Raw genomic sequence first — 18,012 nt, forward strand, 5'->3', positions numbered from 1 at the left:
CAAAGGCCCGTTATCGAGGCACGCGCCGCAACCTCTTTGACCTCAGGCGACTCGCGGTCGTCCAAAACCTTGAGGTCGCAGCGCGCTACCAGCTCGCGGCGTGACCTAACCTGTTCGACGCTCTAGAGGTCTTGCGAGATTCGCGACCGCTTGTTAAGGCTGACGGTGAAGAAAATAGTATTGCGCATTCCATGCAGCGTCCAGTTGCATTTGTGCGAGGCAATGATGGGGAAGCAAAACGCACTGACTCCCGCCGAACTCCTCTGGCGCGCAGCGGCCGAGCGAACACTGGAACCACGTGGTTCCAAGAAGCCTTGGGTCTACGGCTGGTGCTCGCAAGTACATCGTTACTCAGCACAGGCACTAATTCCATTCGACAGCGAGCGGGTTGTTCGTTTCACACAGCAAGGTGTGGAGGCAATCGAGTCAGCCGTCGTGAGCCTGCTCAAGCAGGCCTCTTTTCGGGTGCTCTGGGACGAAGAAGAGGTCTGGGGCATCGTAGCATCAATGGTTGCGACGCTCCCCATGGACGGGAGGGAGCAGCATGTCCGGGACGAGCTGGATAGGCGACTCAAGCATCTAATGTCCCCGGGTCCAAGCCTGGTTGCGTTTCCAGTCTCTCATGTGGGCTGGAAGGGGCCACCCATTGTTGCCGGCAATGCTGTAATGGGGCGGTTGGGTCGCGAGTGGATGACTATACTACAGGGGAAATATGGGGCTCCTGTCACGCTTGCGGATGCTGGTGTCTGGTGGTGCGAGGAGAGCGCCCTCTCTGCGATAGAGTCCTCTCAGGAGCAACCCGTCGTCATTGGGGTCGTAGTGTCTTCGGCCGGAGAGCGAGCCCGGAGGGTTGCTGAGTCGGTATTCGAAGACATTGTTGAGCTGTCCCTGTTGTTTGAGCCAGATCTGGAGGCTCAAGGGCTCTTTAGCCTACGGGGAGGTGCCTTTCGTCCAGGACTCAGAGGGCTTCAGGTGGACCGACATGCGCTTGGGCGCATTGGTAAAACCTGTGAGCCTGTGCTGAAGGAGCTCTCCGCCTCGATCTACATGCAGTCGCAAGCGCACCGCGGAGTTCAGCATAACTGGTACGGAGAGGAGCCGTGGCCGCTGGAGGTGTTTCTTCAGAATGATGAGCGGCGGGCCAATGTCGTGGCAATCATGGCGGATCAGGGCCCCATCGCCAGGCGATTCAAGATCGCTGCGAAGTGGTACGCGAGGGCTTATTGGTCATCGAGCAAGCAAGAGTCTGTATTGGCTCTGGGTATTGCATTGGAAGCCCTTCTCGGGGAGAGTGGGGGAGGACCCGGGGCCATCCTCGGTGAGAGATACGCCTTGCTGCACTCTGACCCGCACGAGCGCAAGCAGGCCTATGACCATTTCATGAAGAAGATCTACGAGGCGCGAAGTGCTGTGGCGCACGGCAGGGGATCAAACCTCTTGGACGATTTTCGTTTCATCAGGGACGTTGCCGTGCGTACGGCCTGGGTTGCAGGCTCTCTGTGGAGTTGGGTGAAGAAGGGCAATCTTCAGAGTGAAGAAGACCACCGCAAGCTATTCGCCGATCTCAAATGGGGAGTGTAGTCAGTCCTCTTTGATGGAAGAGGGCAGCGCTTGACGCGGGGTGGGATTGAGCGCCTCCTTCCAGTATTCGGCGTACCGATCCCATCGTTTCTTGAATGAATCCGTGGGATTTCCTTTCTCTCGCCCACCGTGGAAGGGCAAGAGGTTGCGCTCTTGTATCCAGCGCCAGGCGTCCGCCTGGTTTCGAGTGGCTCGCCTGGCCTGGAGGAGCCAACGTGTCTCCCATCGCTCGAGCTCCGAGAGCGAATCCACTCCGCCAGCACGCATGGCTTCTTCCAGGTCCGCCCAGGTGCCTTTCTCCCGCTCCCCATTTCCGGGCATCGAGCTCCAGCGCTCCTGAAGGAAGTGAATCTCCTTCGTCACGATGTCCATGCCAATTCCTACGCGTTTGGCCTTCCCTCGTCTGTGAGACCAGGCCAGGAGCGCCAGCCGCTCAGCGGACTGCTCCACGTCGCGGTAGTTCCAGGTCCATTGGCTCTCAGCGGAGAGGGCGAAGTCCTGGACGGCATCCAGGGCTTCACGGTGGAGGACGAAGCTCACCGGTCCACCGGCCTGGTGGGCGACGTACCGCTCCATTTGCTCCAAGCGATCCAGGTAGGTGCCCAGGATCCGGTGCCGGACCTGGGTCAGCGAGGGCAGGGCCACCACATGGGTCGAGATCCTTCCGAGCAGGTCGACTCGGAAGCGGCCTGCGGATGCCTCCGCCCAGAGGTTGCGATGGGTGCCGAGCACGAGCCGGACATCCGCGCCGAACTCTTCCTCTCCACCCACGGGCCGGATGCGGCGGACCCATCGTCCCTTCTCGTTCTGCAGTTCGATGGCGGTGAGCAGCTTGGCTTGCAGCGCCAGAGGCAGCTCTCCGACTTCGTCGAGGAAGACCGTCCCACGGTCCGCGGAGCGGAAGAGGCCGTCTCGGTCGGTGATGGCTCCAGTGAAGGAGCCCTTTCGGTGGCCGAAGAGCTCTGCCTCCAGCAGGTCCGCGGGAATGCCCGCGCAGTTGATGCGCTGGAAGGCTCCGGGCCGTGCCAGGTTCTTCGTCCAGGTCGCGTGCAGCCCTTTCGCGGCGTGCGACTTGCCCACCCCCGTCGGCCCCGTCAGCAGGACGTTCCAGGCGAAGGGGGAGGTACCGAGCAGCCGGAGTTGCTGCTCGGGGGGCTGTCGCTGGGCCACGCCTTCCATGGGGTGGATGCGGAGGAACTCGAAGTGGCCTTCCTTCCGCTGCCGGATCAGCGAGGTCGTCGCGCCTTCCTGTTCGAGTCCTTCAAGGAGTTGCGTCCACTGCGCGGGCGTCCCGGTCACGGTCGAAACGAAGAACTCCGTGGTCGCGAGCCGGGAGCCAAACTGCCGCAGGAACGACTCGAGGAACTGGCGGATGGGCTTCTGGGCCTCGCTTCTGCGCGAGGGGTCCTTCCAGGTGCTCCCCACGCCTAGGGCGAGGGGCTTGCTCCGGGAGCGAGGTCTTTCCCGCTGGATGTCTTCAACCAGCTCATGGGCAACCTGCTCCACGGCGGCATCCTCCGTCTTGTAGAGCACCACCACGTCATCGAAGGGGCCATGGCCCGTGATGTTCCGGGTGGAAAGCTCAAGGCCCGGGCGGTGCCGCCTCCCTCGGGAATTTCGCTGAGCGCCGGCGAACTGGAGCAGGACCCGGCGGTGGATGGGTGACGATGCGGTGGGCATGCATCCTCCTGCGCTTGAGGGTGGGGTCAACGGAAGTTGAAGGGGAGACCGTGCTCGAGAAGCGCCAGGGGACCGCGCGTCCAGCGGCCTTCCAGGGCCTCGGTGATGGGGCCCCATGGCGCGCACGGCAGTGCGCCGCGCAGCCGCGTCAGGTCGGGAATGGGCCAGTTCGCCGGCAGGCCCAACTGGATGCCCACCAGCCCCATGACGAGCCCGATGAAGGCCAGGGTCGGTCCCTGGTCCCCGGCCAGAGCGAGCTCCACCCCCGTGAGGAGGTGTGATGCGGCCTCTTCCCGCGCACCTGCTTCGTGGAGCAGCAGCGCCCGGTAGAGTTCGATGAGGGGCCAGGGGTGTCCTTCCCGCACCCTCCAAGCCTCTCGCTCCGCCAGGTAGACCCCACGCTCGTCCTGGCTGCCATGCAGGACGAGGAAGCGCAGCATGAGGTGGTGGGCGAACTTCTCCTGGGCTCCGCTACCGCGTGCCATCCGCTGGATGGAATCGGGAGTGAGCGGGACGACCGACGCGACGCGCTCGCGGATCCGCTCGGGCGGCGCACTAGGCGTATCCATGGTCACGATGGCGAGATAGGTAGCCGTCTGGGACTGCTCGGCCCGCGCGACATCGTCATCCGACAGGCGCGCGAAGGCCTCCAGCGCGGAGTCCAGCAGTTCTTCCGCCTTGGCGTGGAGGCCCGCGAAGGCGGCGTGCTGGCCGAGAGAGCTCTGGATGCGTCCCCAGTGCCTGAGCCCCGGGATCGCTGGTGCCGTGTCCTTCCACCGGGAAAGTGCCTGCGTGGCCCCCGGGAAGTCGAACCGGTTCGTCGCGAGCACGGCCCGATCCAGATCGGCCTGGCACACCAGAGTGGGGGCCTCGTCATGGAGCCGGCTCCCCAACGCATCGAGCTCCCGGTCGAGCTGGCTGTCCACCTCGCCGGAGTGGTTGGCCTTCTCCAACCGGGCTGTAAGCCACGCCAGGCGCAACAGCGGCTTGAGCGCGCGGTCCTGGGGCATGCACGAGGAGAGGAACTCTACTTCGCGGCCGAGCTCGCGCAGTTGGACAGCCTTGCTCTCCATGTGGGCGCGCACCGCGTCGAGGAGCTCCTGCCAATACCCGGGATCGCGGAGGCAGGCTTCCCGGACGCGAGCGAGGAGGAGGTGGGGGATGGCGCCGGGCACCTCCGCGTCCGGCTGCCGCACGAGGCCACGCCACTGCTCGCCCGGAAGCGGGTGGCCACCCCCGAAGGCCTCCCAACTCCTCCGCAGCTCGTGGGCATTCCCGGCGTGCAGACATCCCTCACGCAGCCGGCTCTGTTTCAGCCGCGCCTGACTCGCGCCGGCCGTGCTGGTCCAGGTGAACGCGAGGGCATCCACATATCCGTTGAGTTCCGAGTCGCCCTTCCTGACGAGCCGCAGGTTCAGCCCGAGCTGCCGGTACCGCTCTGGCTCCCGCTCGGCGAGATGCCGGAGCATCTCGGCCGTCGCGGCCTGCCAGCTCGTGCCCGCCACGAACTCGCCCCGCTGTTCGATGAGGACCGTCAGGTGGGTGGCTCCGTCCATGGGCAGCAGCCGGCACACCCAATGGATGAGCTCCAACACGCCGGTGACCCAGCGGTTCGCGCGTGAAGGGGGAAGGGCGTCCAACTCGATGCCGAGCACTCCCACAGGGGCATCGAGAACAGTCTGGACGACTGCGTCGATGGCCCTGGGGTCATGCTGCTCCATGGCGTGCCAGCCGGGCTTCAGCGGCACGAGGGGGGCCGGCTCCGGGACGAGCAGGCCGACGAAGCGCCCTCGGGGGCCTGGCGCCGGTGCCGCCGCGTCATCGGGAATGGCGCCTCCTTCGTCGATGAGGAGCGTCCAGCGGGAGCTGGGCTTCAGCCTCTGGATCTGGTGCTCGGCGCCTCCTGGACGGACGGTCGAGGTAGGGGGGCCTGGCATGGCCTGCCGGCGCGCGCGGGCGGCGGACGCTTGCGCGAGGGTACGGTTTGCCCGTTCGCGAAACCCCTTCCACCAGGACACCCTGCGCACGGCTTCCTCGAGCGCCATCCGCGTCTCTGGAGCCTCGGCGCCGTGCTTCCTGGCGAGCACCTCCAGCTTCTCCAACTCCTCGTGGGTCCGCACGCCCTGCTGGAGGACGCGCTCGGCGCGGGCGCCGCCATCGGCACGGGCCTCCGGGAAGCCAAGGACGACGTCGCGTGCTTCTCGGGTCTGTCGTGCGTCCCGGCCATACCAGCAGGCGGCGAGCTCCAGATCGTGGAGCGACTTCGCGTAGGTGAGGGGCACGGGCCGGGTCGGGGCCCGTAGGGATGGCGGTGAGGAGCCGACACGGGAGTCCGTCTGCGTGCTCCCATCGGGCGGGGAGCTCCGCTCATCGGTGCACGTCACCTCGGTGGCGAGCGAGAGCTCATCCCAGCCTCCTGGCACGAGGGTCGCCAGGGCCATCGCGAGTTGGAGCGCCTCGCCCGGCAACGCGAGCCGCAACTTCTCCCCCGCGGCTCGCCGGGCCGCGAGCCTGGGGGCCAGCTCCTCGCGGAGCAGCGAGAGCTTCGACTCAAGTGAGCTCCCCAGTCTCCCCGTGAGCACGGGGGGCGCTCCCTGCTCCTCGAGTGAGTATTCCTTCCCGTTCTCCGTGGTCGTCAGGCGAAGGATCCATCCGGGCGTCGAATCCATCATGCGGCTCCTCCTTGTCACTGTGGACTCTAGCAACAACGCTGCCAATCCCTCTCACACAGGGAGGACGGCGGCATGAGTTTCGCCATCTGGCGAGTCCGGCTCGCCAGATGGCGAGTCAAGAATCCCTCCGCTGGGTCATGAACGCCCTGGGCCGCGATTCGCCGGCAGAGGGATGCCCCGGGCCCGCTGAGGTTGAACCGGCCTGGCATTAGCGGTGCATGGGGGGACGATGCGGCGCAAGCGGGGAACGGCCCTGGCCTGACGACGGCTGGAGCCAGGGCGCGATATCTATTGATGCGGACCTGTGGGCTTCACTCCTGCCGGGGGGATGCGGATGACTGCTGAGAAGGGTTCCGAGACACGCGACGAGGCGGCTTCCGTGAAGGGCGCCGACCTGCACAAGTTGATCGATGATGTCGCGCGCGCGTCGGAGAAAGGATTGGAGGCGCTCCGGGGGCAGGTCGAGTCCATGAAGCTCGCGCTCGAGGAGCGGACGAGCGGAGCCCGCTCTTCCGAGAAGCAATTCCAGGCCCGGCTCGACGAGATCGCGAAGGAGTTCTCCCTCGCGGCCCAAGGTGAGGTGTTCCGGACCACCCTCGAGGGGGCGGTGGCCAGCTTCCAAGCGGTGGCGCGGCAGCAGATTGAGGTTGAGCGCGAGGACGCCCGCAAGAAGCTCCAGCGGTCGCACGAAGAGCTTCAGGCGGATCTCGCGCGGGTGACCAGCCGGGTGGAAAAGAGCCTCCAGGAGCTGCGCGAACAGGCGGATGACCTTCAGTTCACCATGGAGGAGCGGCGCAAGCTCGTCCGTGACTACAAGCCCGGAACCATCGAGGAACTGATCCAGCGCATTCGCGCACTGCGCGAGCAGGTCCAGGAACTCGAGAACGAGCGCGTGGTCCTCAAGAAGGAGCGAGAGGAGCTGAGCCTCGAACTGAAGCGGCTTCAGTCAAGCCAGGGCCACATTTCACAGGAGGAATTGGAGGTCCGGCGCAAGGCCTTGGACGCGCGGGCAGCCCAGTTCGAGAATGCCTATCAGGTCCAGGTCGAGCGAGACGCATTGCGGAAGCAGCTCGACGAAATGGAGCTGGTCCGCATGGCATACGAGCGGAACCAGCAGATCCTCCACTCGGACGCGAAGCTGCGCACCCAGAACGATGAGCTGATCAGGCAGCTTGAGCAACTCCGCCAGGAAAAGGACGAAATCCAGTTCAAGAACGGCCGGCTGGAGCAGGCCAGCAACAACAAGGACAAGCGGATCGCGGAGCAGGGTCGGACTGTGGATGAGCAAGTGAAAACCTTGATGGCGCTGCGAGCGGGACTCGCCGACAAGGAACGGCGCGTCCAGGAACTCGAGGCCAGCATCGAAACCGAGCGCGAGCGCTGGCGCAATCAGTTGGAGAGCCTTCAGACGAAGAAGGCGGAACTAGATTCGAGGCAGCGGCGCCTGGACGAGGACGAACAGAAAGCATTCGCGGCGCGGCTCACCGAGCGGGAACAGCTCACCGCCTGGCTGCAGAAGCGCAAGCAAGACCTCGATCTCGTCGAGCAGAACACCGAGGAGTCGGTCCGTAGGCGGGTGGCAGCGGAGAATGCCCAGCGGCTGTCACGGCTTGAACAGGATCTGAAGACCGCCAATGGTCAGGTGGCAGGTCTGGAGCAGGAGAAGACGCTGCTCGAGTCCAGGCTTGGCGCCGCCACGACGGAGCGCGTGAAGTTCCTCAGTGAGAAGGCGGGGCTGGAGGCACAGGCCGAGCGGACGCGCGAGGCGACGGCGGCGCTGGAAAGGCGTGCACATGAGGCCCAGCGCCACCTCGCGGAGTTGAAGCCCGAGCTGGAGGCGCTTGGCGCTAGGAAGGCCGCGCTGCAAGCGGCGAACGAGATCGCGGAGCGGGGCTTCTCGGAGAACCGCCAGCGCGAGAAGGCGGAGCTCGACGCACTCATCGAGCGGCGCACGCGGCTTGAGGATCGGACGACCAACCTGGACGAGCGGCTCAAGCCCATCAAGAAGCACTGGGAGGCTCCCCTCCGGCGCGGGGCATTGGAGGTGCGCGAGGAGCAGCGCTGGCTGGATGACGTGACGGACCGCATCGAGAAGACCGGCTTCCGGTTTCCCCGCCGTCTCATGAAGGCCTTCCATACCTCGCTGAAGATCGCCTCGTGGGCGCCGCTAACCGCGCTCGCCGGGGTGAGCGGCACTGGCAAGTCCGAGCTCCCCCGGCTCTATGCACACTGCGGCGGGCTCCGGTTCCTGTCCGTGCCCGTCCAGCCGAACTGGGACAGCCCGCAGGACCTCTTCGGCTTCTTCAACTACATGGATGGCCGCTTCCGGACCACGGACCTCGTGCGTGCGCTGTACCAGAGCCAGCAGCCGCCGGGCGAAGAGGGCTTCGCCGACGGACTGCTGCTCGTGCTGCTGGACGAGATGAACCGCGCCCGCTTCGAGCTGTACTTCAGCGAGCTGCTGAGCCGGCTCGAGTCCCGTCGCGGGGCGGGCTCGGATGACGAGCGAAGCGTGCAGGTGGACCTTGGCGCGGGCGTGGAGCCCCTGCGGATCCGGCTCGGGGAGAACGTGCTCTTCGTCGGCACCATGAACGAGGACGAGAGCACCTACAGCCTCTCGGACATGGTGCTCGACCGCGGCAACGTGCTCTCCTTCCCGCGGCCCCGGCAACTGAGGCGCCGCGACTCCCTGCAGACGGTCACCCCGCGTGCCCAGGTGCTGCGCCACGCCACCTGGAGTGGTTGGATCCGAGAGCCCGGAGCGCTCCCGGGCGAGGCACGGGACGCCATCGGAGGCGCGCTGGAGCAGTTGAACAACGCGCTCGCTCACGTGAACCGGGCCATCGGCCATCGCGTGCTCCAGGCCGTCGAGGGCTACGTGGCGAACTACCCGGGGGCGCTGGGTGACGAGCGGGTGTGGAAGACCGCCCTGGAAGATCAGCTCGCCCAGAAGATCATGCCGAAGCTTCGGGGCATCGAACTGGACAGCCAGGCGGGAGGCGAATGCCTCGATTCGATCTCCAGGGTGCTCGAGGTCCACGCTCCCGCCCTGCGGCGGGACTTCGATCGGTCCAGGGATCGCTCGCAGGGCGCGTTCATCTGGTCGAGCGCCACGTACCTGGAGGGGGAGGGCGAGGAGTGAGCAGCGCCGCCGCGTGGCCGTGCGCCATCCATCCCGAGCGGGATGAATTGGAGCGGCGCGCCTCCGAGGTGCGGAGGGGCGGGCAGGATGCGGCCGGGGCCCGGTGGGCCACGCTCATCCTGGCCGAGCATCTGATTGCCGCCGCGGCCGAATTGGATGCGGTCACAGGGTTGCCTCTCTCCACTCCGCTCGCCGGGACGCTCCTCTGCATCCGTGAAGCCGTCGGGAGTGGGCGCTGGCCGCTGCCCCGCGACGGATTCGCACGCTGTGTCGAGCTTGCAGTGGAGCCGCTGGAGCGGATCGTGGCCTTGCCCCGCTGGCGTCCCCAGAGGGTGCGTGTCCGCCTGCAACCGGAGAAGGTCCGCGAGCAGGACGTGAAGTGCCTCACCTGGCTGGCGCGTCAGCCGGGGGTCACCCCACACGAGAAAAGCGCGTCCGCCCGTCAGGTTCTGGGTGTCGTCCGCGAGCGCAACCACGACACCCCCGAGAATCGCCTCGTGCTCCGGGTCCTCGTCGCGCTCGAGCGGCTCGTCCGGCAGCGGCTCGACGCGTGCCGCCAGGGAGAGTTCGACTCCCAGGCGACCGCCCTTCGTCAGGGGTTGCAGCGGATGCGCCGGCTGGTCCTCCAGGAATTGGGGTCCTCGCCGATGGCGTGTGTAGCGCCGACCCTCCGCCCGGAGCCCAACAACGTGTTGCTCGGGGATCCGGACTACTCGCGTGCGTGGCGAGCTTTTCGTTGGCTTGGCTCACGGGACACGCTCACCGCGCAGGCCTGGGCGCGAGCGGATCCGCGACTCACGGCCGCGCTGGGCGCTACCGTGCTCGCGACCCTGGCCGGACGCAGGGACGCCGTCCTCGAGAACGGGCCCGCGCGGATCGAACTGGAGGGGCGGGCTGGCGCGGACTTCGGGCTGATCATTCCGAAGACGCCGCTGGTGGCTGCTTCCTCCGTGGATCGGGTGGGACTCTTCGTGTTCCAGGCGCTCGACCCGTCCGGCTGGTGCGTAGAGCAGCGCCTGCTGTCTGGGGCTCCCGTCCTGACTCAGGCCGAGGCCCGGACCTTCCTGCTCTCCGCCACGCTCGACGAGACCGGAGCGCTGCTCCCTGGACGGGGAGCCCCCGCGCGCGTCCATCTCCAGACCGATGGGGGAGAGGAGTCGCTAAGCTTCCTCGCGGACGCCGAAGGATTTCGGGACGTCGCCCAGGCGCTCGTGGAGCGGTGGCTGGGGCCCGAGCCGGAGGCGGCCGCGTTTCTCCTGTTGCCGGAGGAGGGCCCGGCGGAGGAAACGAGGGGCCGGTGCGTGGGGTGGGACCTCTCCACGCCCAGGCTTCGCGTCGCGTCCTCCCTGGAGAACTCCGCGCGGAGAAACCTTCCGCTCCTGGGCCGCGCGAGTCCGGAGGGCAGCTGGTTCGTGGGACGGGAGGGGCTGTCCCTGCTGGGGAGCACCCCGATCCTCGGTGTTTCCGAGGTGCTCGCCCGCTTCACTGGCGCTGGAACCGCTCCCGGCCTGTTCGAGGAGGGCAGGAAGATGATGTCCGCCCTCTTCCGCGTGGCCCTCAAGGCCGGAGCCGGTCCCACCGCGGGGGGCTCGCTTGCGCTGGCCGTTCCGGATGGGACGGATGAGCTGGGAGCGAGCCTGCTGCGCGAGGCGCTTCCCGCACGCCAGTCGGATGCGCTCTTCGTGCCCTCCTCGGTCGCGGCGGCGCTCGAGTGGCGGCGCCGGCAGGGCACTCCGGTCACTCCGGGCCCGCGGCCGGTGCTCGTCCTGAGCACCCAGGCTCCCGGCCTCACGGTGTCGTACCTGGAACTGCTGCGCGACGAGGAGAGCGCGGCGTTAGACCCCTTCGTCTGGCGGCGCTCGCTTCCGCTTGCTCCCGTGGCGGAGGCGTCCGCGGCGTCCGTTTCGGCCTGGTCGTTGGCCGTGGCCCGTGGGGCGGTCGAGCGTGCCTCGGCGCATGCACTGGAGGAGCCCCTTCTCCAGAAGGCCGCGACGCGCCTGGCCTCGGGAGGACTGCTGGCGGAGCTCGTGGACAACGCTGCGGCGCGGCCGGTGCTCATCCCGCTTCAGGAGGACGGGAGCCGATGGCTGCGAGTCGAGCGCCACCATGTGGAGCCCGCCGCGGCTGGGGCCGGATGGTTGGCGGCCTTCCGGAGCTGGCTGAACGCGATCGAGGTCAGCGGTGGAGCGGCGCGTCTCCGTGCCCAGGTGAATGGCCGGCCCCTCATGGTTCTCCTCGCGGGGGAACCCTTCGGACAGCCATTCCTCAAGGAAGGGATCCGCTCCGAGTTGGAGCGCTGCTTCGGCCCGAGCCAGCTTGAGATCCTTGAGGGCGGGGCGGAGGCCCTCGCGCGGGGGGCCCAGGAATCGCTGCTGCGTCGTGGCCGCGGTGAGCCCACCTGGAGCGACACGCTTCCTCCCCTACGGTTGGAGATTCGCACCGAGCGCGGGCCCCAGTGGCTCGAACTGCTGGATGGAGCCCGCCCGGTCCGGCCGGGCGAGCGCGTCCAGCTGTCCATTGCCCAGGTGCTCGTGCTTCCACGGAACGAGCGCCGCATTGCCTTCCCGCTCTCGCGGGAGCGCAGCGCGGACAAGGCCACTGCGGGGTTTATCGCCACCCTCGAGCACGAGTGCTTCCCGTTGACGCAGGACGTAAAGGTCCGGCTGGAGGTGGACTTCCACTACGCGGAGGATTCCTTCCGCGTCCATGTCCTCTCGCTCGGGCCTGCACCCTTCACCGCGCTCGAGTTCCGCTGGGAGCCAGGCGCGCCCGATGCCCGGGGGGAAATCCATAACGAGCCGCCGGCGGCCCCGGAGGGACTTCGGTGGGACGCGCCCTCTTCCGATCCGAAGCTGCTCATCCAAGGCGCGCGTGATCTGCGCAAACGGAGCAGCGAGGTCTTCCGGGGGAATGTGATTGTCGACGTGAAGAACCACGAAAAGAAGAAGTCGTTCGTGGAGTCGGTGAGGAGTCTGGTTCGTGAGTGCTCGGCGGAGGCACTGGGCATCAAGGACCTGTGGCCCAGCGCGCGCATTCCGGGACCGCCTGCGCACGTCCGCTCCGCCCTGGATGAGCTGCTCCCCTTGCTCCTGGAGTTCGCGGGGCTGCCGGAGGAAACCTCGCGCGGCGCCCGGAAGAGCCCGCCATTGACGAAGCCCTCGCTCTGGTCGAATCCGCTCGTCCAGGGGGAACTGGACAAGCTCCGTCTCTCGGCGCTCTCGTCGCTCTCGGCACTTCGTGGGGATGCACCCACTTCATTGCTCCCCAGCCTTCTGGAGCGCGCACGCCAGGAGCCTGGCTCCCAGCTTCTCCTGGAGGCCATCGGCCGGCAGCTCACCTCGGGAGACAGGCGCGCCGTCTCCGAGGCGCTGCACTGGCTTGTGGAGCAACTCGCGCCGCGTGACGGGGCACGGCCCCAGGCGCTCAAGCTGCCGCTCTGGGCCCTCTCCACGGGCTTCTGGTCGATGCCTTCGGCGGTGCAGGATCTATCCGCGCAGGGCGTCTCGCGGCTGGCGGAGGGCTGCGAGGAGCTGTTGAGCCGGATCGCCACGGAATGGCACGCCGAGCGGGTGGGCCCGGACCTCTGCGCGGAGGCGCTGGCCGTGCTGCTGGGACTCTTGCGGTTGCGTCCTGGCGTGAAGGAGCCGCGGCTGGTCGCTGGGACCGTGGAGGCCACGCGCCTGGCGGTGATTGCCGAAAGGGCTGCCGCGGCGCTCGAGCACGCGGGGAAGCCGATGCGGCCACGGCTGAAGCTGGGAGAAGGCGAGACGCTCACCGAGGTGGTGTGCAGCGCGCTTCGTGGACAACGGCTCGCACTCGTCCGGGCCTTGGAGGATTGAGCATGAGCACCCATCGGAACTTCCTGTACTGGAACATCGGCTTTACCCGTGCGTGGCCGGTCCGGTGTCCGGCGAGTGCGCTTCCGGAAGCGGGCCAGGGCAGGTTTCACCGCTGGGGTCAGGTCTCCGATGGGCCCCAGCTCACCTTCCATGTGGAAGGGAAGGGGGTGCCGCTCTCGTTCCCGTACCCCGCCTTGGCGCGCGACGTGAGGCAGGCACTCCTGCAGGCAAGTCCCCCCGTGGCCTTCCGCATCCGGCTCGAGCAGGACGCGGAGCGGAGCGATCGGTGGACCGGTGAGCTGGAGCTGGTCCAGACCTCCCTCCAGGCCGCCATCGAGGGCTCCGTGGGCATCGTCTTCCCGGAGGCGCTGTGGCCAGGCGTGTCGGAACCGGAGCGCCAGCAGCGTTTGGCAGGCATCCGGACGGCGCTGACCTTCGAGTGTGGTGGCAGGCCCGTCCTGGTGGTGGAGGCCCCCCTGCTGTCCATCGAGCCTGCGTCAGGTGCGCCGCGGCTGGATCTCATCCTCGATGACCGGCGCCGCCTGCGTGCGCGCATCGAAGGGGTCCCCGGGCAGCAGTGCCTTGTCGTGGAGAGCATCCAGGACCCCAAGGGGACCGCCGAGCTGAGGACCGGGCGGTTGATATCGCTACAGCGTGAGCCGGTGCTCACCTTCTCCGAGTCAGCTGCTCCGCGCACGGACCTGACCACGCTCGTGCCCCCGACGCAGGAGCTCCTGCGGGCATGGCTGCAGTACGAAGGCCTCGAGCGCGAGCGCGACCAGGTGCTTTTCGATCGCCGCCATGCGCACCCGCTCGAGTTCAACGAGATGGAGGCCTCGGACTCGCAGGGCTTCGATGTGGCGATCGTCAACACAACGGATGTCGAGCAGTGGCTCGGCGACGGCATGCGCCTTGGCGGCAGGCTCAACATCGCCGTCCAGGTCTCGGCCATGGCGGGGAATGAATCGCCAAGGCCAGCGCTTCTCGAGCGCTTCATCGAACGCAAGGAGGAGGGGCGCCTCCTCGCGCGTCTGAGCTTCGAGTCGGAGGCGGATCGTCCACCGGGTATCGGCCGTATCCTGGCCCGCGAGAACAAGGGATCAGCGGCTGCCCGCAAGCGCCGTGCGAAGGTCCTCGCCCGCCTCCAGACGGGAAGGTTCGCCAATCCCCGGCTCCTGGAGTACCTGCTGGACCCATCCAGGGTCCAGCGAGTCACCGCGAAGCTGGAGACTTTCCTCCGTCAGAGCGGCAAGAAGTCGCTGGAGCCGAAGCAGGTCGAGGCGATCGCGAAGGCCACCCGGCTGCCCGATGTGTTGTTGATCCAGGGGCCACCGGGCACCGGCAAGACAGAGGTGCTGGTGGAGATCGTCCATCACCTTCGGGCCCGCTACGGAGGGCGGCGGGAAGAGGCCTCGGGGCCCTTCCGGGTCCTGATCGCCGGGGCGCACAACGAGGCCGTGAAGAACGCGTTCAGCCGCCTGGAGGGCATGGTGATCCGGGTGCTGACGGCGGAGCGGCAGGAGCAGGACTCGTTGAAGGAGAAGAGCGCGCTGAGGGGCCAGGAGATCGCGCGGAAGGCCCGGGCGCGAATCGAGGGCAGTGACACCTTCCAGCGCATTCGCGCACAGGGAGATCTGCGGGAAAAGCTCCTCATGGCCCGGCGAGCGCTCGTGGATGCCGGGATGGAGGAGGCAAGGCCCCGATTTGAGGAGTTGATGGATGCCGCACTCGAGCGTCATCTGACGGTGTCCCATCAACGGGAGATCCAGACGTTGTCGCGGCGTCTGGACGCGCTCCGGGACGCGGAGGGCTCCACGCCGACGCAGGTGGCAGGTGGCGCCGGGGTCGCTGCCGCGCTCCAGCGGTTGTACGAGGGGCCGATTCCGGCGCCGGGCGAGGACCCGGCGCCCCTGCTCCCGCTGCTGTCGGCGCTTGATGCGGCACGGGACGCCGCCGTGAGCGGGCAGGAGCGCCTGCCCGAGGAGCTCCTGGTTCAGACCGATGCCTGGCTCGCGCTGCGGCCCCGCATCGAGCAGGTGGTGAGGGAGGGCTGTGGTTGGAGCGCGTCGCTGCACATGCGCGTGGCCAGACTGCTCCAGGAGACGGCCGTGCCTCCCGAGCCGCTCCCGCCGGCGGAGGGTCCACCCACGGCGCACGCGGAGGCGTTGCGCTCCGTCGAGCGCGATTGTCTCGCCTGGTGTGATGAGGCGCTCCGGCTGGTGGCCGCGCAACTCGAGCAATTGACCCGGACCGACGAGGTCGTGCTCGACCAGTGGATTCGCGCCCTGAGCGATGAGCCGGGTCTGTTCCACGAGCTCCAGTCCAAACACGCGCCGATCTCCGCCGCGACCTGCCAGATTGCCGCGGATACGACGGGCGAGGAGGATGACTTCTTCGATGTCGTCATCGTGGATGAGGCCGCGCGCGCCGGAATCGACGTGCTGATTCCCATGGCGTTGGGCCGTCATGTCATCCTCGTGGGAGACCACCGGCAGCTTCCTCCGCACGTCGAGGAGCAGCTCTGGCGGGGACTCGATGGCGAGCTCCAATCGCGTGTCGACATGAAATCGTCCCTGTTCGCCTGGCTGCATGCGCGGCTCCCCGGGGAGAATTTCGTCGCGCTCGACAAGCAGTTCCGCATGCACGAGGACATCGGGCGTCTGGTGTCGATGGCCTTCTATGAGCCCGAGGTCGAGCTCCGGCATTACTGGGAGGGAGCGTTGGCCGAGCAGCGCAAGCTGACGCTCGGGCTCTTCGACAACCGGCCTGTCATGTGGGTGGACACGAGGGACCGGCCTGGCAAGGACGAGGACTGCCTTGAATTCAACGCGTACGAAGAGGACGTCATCTTCAAGCTCCTGGAGGCCATCCCCCGGGAGCGGCTCGACGCCCTGCGGGTGAAACACGGTGCGCCGCCCATCGCGGTGCTTGCGTTCTACACGCAGCAGCGCCAGCGCTTCGAGGAGCGCCTCGCGAGGCTGCCTTCGTGGCTGAGAGAGGCTGTCGACCTCATCACGGTCCACAGTGCCCAGGGGCGTGAGTTCCCCCTGGTCATCATCGCAACCACGCGGAGCACGCGAAAGATGAAGATCGGGTTCCTCAGGGACGAGAGCTCGGCGAACGTGGCGATCTCACGCGCACAATCCCAGGTCATCATCGTAGGAGACTCGGAGACCCTCGCGGCGGAGCAGCGTGGGCGCGCGAACGCGCCATGGCGCAAGGTCTTTGGCTTGATCTCGGACGCAGGCGCCAGGCAGTCCTTCAGGCCCATCATCCCTGCTTCGGAGGTGCTCGCATGGATCCGCTGAGCCAGTACCAGACCCGCCGCGTCTGGATCGAACTGCCCTCCCGGTGGATCCGTGTCGTGGCGCGGTTCGCGCGACCCCGGTCGCTCGATCGCCTCGAATCGGCGGTCCTCCAACTCGTGGGGCTGAGGGAACGGACCGAGGCGGAGCTGGCCGAAATCCTCGGAGACGTGTCCGTGGACATGGTGGCTTCGGCCCTTCGAGGCCTCCAGGCGATGGGCCGGGTGCACGAGCAGGGGGGGCCGATCTCCCGCTGGCTGGCTCCCCCGGAGGCGAGCGATGGGCTGGATGATCCGCAGGTGGGCTGGGTGGCCTTGTCTCCCCACCGGGAGGACGTGATTCCGGAGCTTGTTCTCGGCCACGTGGCCCGGCTGCAGCAACGACAGGCCGGGGGGCATCCGGAGCTGCCGCTGGAGGAACCGGTGCGGCCCGAGCTGCCCGAGCGCCTGCCCGAGTTGATACGGCGCGCCGTCCGCATGGGGATGTCGGCGGTCGTGAGCTCTCCGCACCGCGAGGGGGGCGCTGTGACGGACTCGGAGCGTGAGCCGCGAGTGACCGCGCTGCGCATGGATTGGGATGCGAAGAGTGGGAAGTCAGCACGCGTGGAGCAGGTGAAGACCTGCTGGGCGCTGCTCGAAGTCGTTCCAGGTCTGACAGGCCGTGCCACGCTCGTCTTCCACGAACCCCAGTGGGTCCCGACGCTCGAGAGCGAGCGTCCTGTTTCCTCGCAGCTGGGGACGTGGATCCGTCAGTACCTGCCGAGCACCTGGCAGCGGATCGAGGTGCTCCAGCGCGAAGTGCGGGTCGACCACTCGATCGTGCTCCAACTCGCGAAGCTGCAGGACATGGACGCGCTTGAGGCGCTCATCAAGCGGCACCGCGCGGGCTGGAGGGAAAAGCTCCCGCACACCGGGGATTTCTTCCAGGGTTGGGGAGAACCGGAGCTGGCGGAGCTGCTGCGAGACGCGCATCGCTGGTTCCTTTTGTGGAAGCAGAACCCCACATTCATGCGCCAGTCCGTCGATGCTTTCGGGCACGCCTTCGAGCGGTTGGCTCGGTTCCTGGCGGACCAGTCGTTGCCCGCGCTGAAGCGTTGGGCGGAGCGCTGGCGGGCCTCGAAGGAGGAGTCTCGGGCCGAGCAGCAGGTGCACTGGTCGAGCAAGTCTGCCTATGTCGGAGCGCTCTCCCATGTAGGGCTCGTGGATGCGCTGAAGCCTTCGCAACCGTATCTGCTCAACAACCTGAAGAATCTGAAGGCCCTCCCGGAGGTGCTTGGCAGGCCGCAGGGCGCCGGCAGTTCAATTTCCCTCTGGTTGCTGCCCCTGTTCCTCGGAGAGGCCCCCGAGCGAAACGCCTTGGCGGCACTGCTTGGCCGCAGCATCACCCGTGAGCCCATGGCGCTCACGGTGCTGGCTGAGTTACTTGAGCTGCGCAATGATGCCGCGCACTCGAAGAAGAGGATGCGCATGAGTCCGGACCGGGCTGACGAGTTCCTCGCGCGGCTGCTGTGGGCGCTGGGCGCGGGGCTGGACGGATAGGCACCACGCGTTCGCCGGGCCATTCCACTGTGCGGGGACGGCCCCCGCGTGAGCGTGGCGCTCAAGACCGGTCGAAAGCCGTGTGCTCGCGAAACGGGTCAGCCCCGTAGGCCCTGTGTTTCCAGGGCTGGGCATGATCCGCTTGAGTGGACACCAACGAAGAGGCGGATACGGTGTCCGACATGGTGGAAGTGAAGAAGGAGCGCCGTCCCCGGCGCAGCTACACGGAAGAGTTCAAGGCCGGGGCTGTCCGGC

At 67.3% G+C, this 18,012-nt stretch carries 8 protein-coding genes; 6 read left to right on the top strand and 2 right to left on the bottom strand.

From position 1 onward, the window contains the following. The first annotated feature begins 435 nt into the window (after positions 1-435). Complete coding sequence (locus tag D7V88_RS42660; protein WP_147448865.1) at positions 436-1,581, top strand: HEPN domain-containing protein; 1,146 nt, start codon at positions 436-438, stop codon at positions 1,579-1,581. On the opposite strand, the gene D7V88_RS25470 is transcribed toward D7V88_RS42660, so the two are convergent. Continuing rightward, positions 1,582-3,006, bottom strand: coding sequence for a sigma 54-interacting transcriptional regulator (locus D7V88_RS25470; RefSeq protein ID WP_158625150.1), 1,425 nt, complete (start codon positions 3,004-3,006; stop codon positions 1,582-1,584). 63 nt (positions 3,007-3,069) lie between these two features. On the opposite strand from D7V88_RS25470, the gene D7V88_RS43130 reads away from it, so the two are divergent. Continuing rightward, positions 3,070-3,246 (top strand): hypothetical protein, encoded by a 177-nt coding sequence (locus D7V88_RS43130; RefSeq protein ID WP_158625151.1) that lies wholly within the window; start codon positions 3,070-3,072, stop codon positions 3,244-3,246. Positions 3,247-3,287: 41 nt separating this feature from the next. Here D7V88_RS43130 and D7V88_RS25475 read toward each other — a convergent pair whose 3' ends face one another. Beyond that, positions 3,288-5,933, bottom strand: coding sequence for a hypothetical protein (locus D7V88_RS25475; protein ID WP_120543249.1), 2,646 nt, complete (start codon positions 5,931-5,933; stop codon positions 3,288-3,290). 379 nt (positions 5,934-6,312) lie between these two features. Here D7V88_RS25475 and D7V88_RS25480 point away from each other — a divergent pair, with 379 nt between their 5' ends. The 4 genes from D7V88_RS25480 (at position 6,313) to D7V88_RS25495 (ending at position 17,757) form a co-directional block, all read left to right on the top strand. Next, entirely contained in the window at positions 6,313-9,075 is a 2,763-nt protein-coding gene (locus D7V88_RS25480) for a DUF8727 domain-containing protein (protein ID WP_158625152.1), read from the top strand. Next, entirely contained in the window at positions 9,072-12,914 is a 3,843-nt protein-coding gene (locus D7V88_RS25485; protein WP_158625153.1) for a DUF2357 domain-containing protein, read from the top strand. The genes D7V88_RS25480 and D7V88_RS25485 overlap by 4 nt, the downstream gene beginning before the upstream one ends. 239 nt (positions 12,915-13,153) lie before the next feature. Beyond that, entirely contained in the window at positions 13,154-16,222 is a 3,069-nt protein-coding gene (locus D7V88_RS25490; protein WP_158625154.1) for a DEAD/DEAH box helicase, read from the top strand. Beyond that, complete coding sequence (locus D7V88_RS25495; protein ID WP_120543253.1) at positions 16,210-17,757, top strand: hypothetical protein; 1,548 nt, start codon at positions 16,210-16,212, stop codon at positions 17,755-17,757. Before D7V88_RS25490 ends, D7V88_RS25495 begins: the two co-directional genes overlap by 13 nt. The last annotated feature ends 255 nt before the right edge of the window (positions 17,758-18,012 follow it).

The sequence above is a fragment of the Corallococcus terminator genome (assembly GCF_003611635.1).
GTDB lineage: Bacteria > Myxococcota > Myxococcia > Myxococcales > Myxococcaceae > Corallococcus > Corallococcus terminator.

Coding starts and splice junctions, on each gene's coding strand:
- D7V88_RS25475 (WP_120543249.1), bottom strand. CDS start 5,933: ATGATGGATTCGACGCCCGGATGGATCCTTCGCCTGACGACCACGGAG.
- D7V88_RS25495 (WP_120543253.1), top strand. CDS start 16,210: ATGGATCCGCTGAGCCAGTACCAGACCCGCCGCGTCTGGATCGAACTG.
- D7V88_RS43130 (WP_158625151.1), top strand. CDS start 3,070: ATGGGCAACCTGCTCCACGGCGGCATCCTCCGTCTTGTAGAGCACCAC.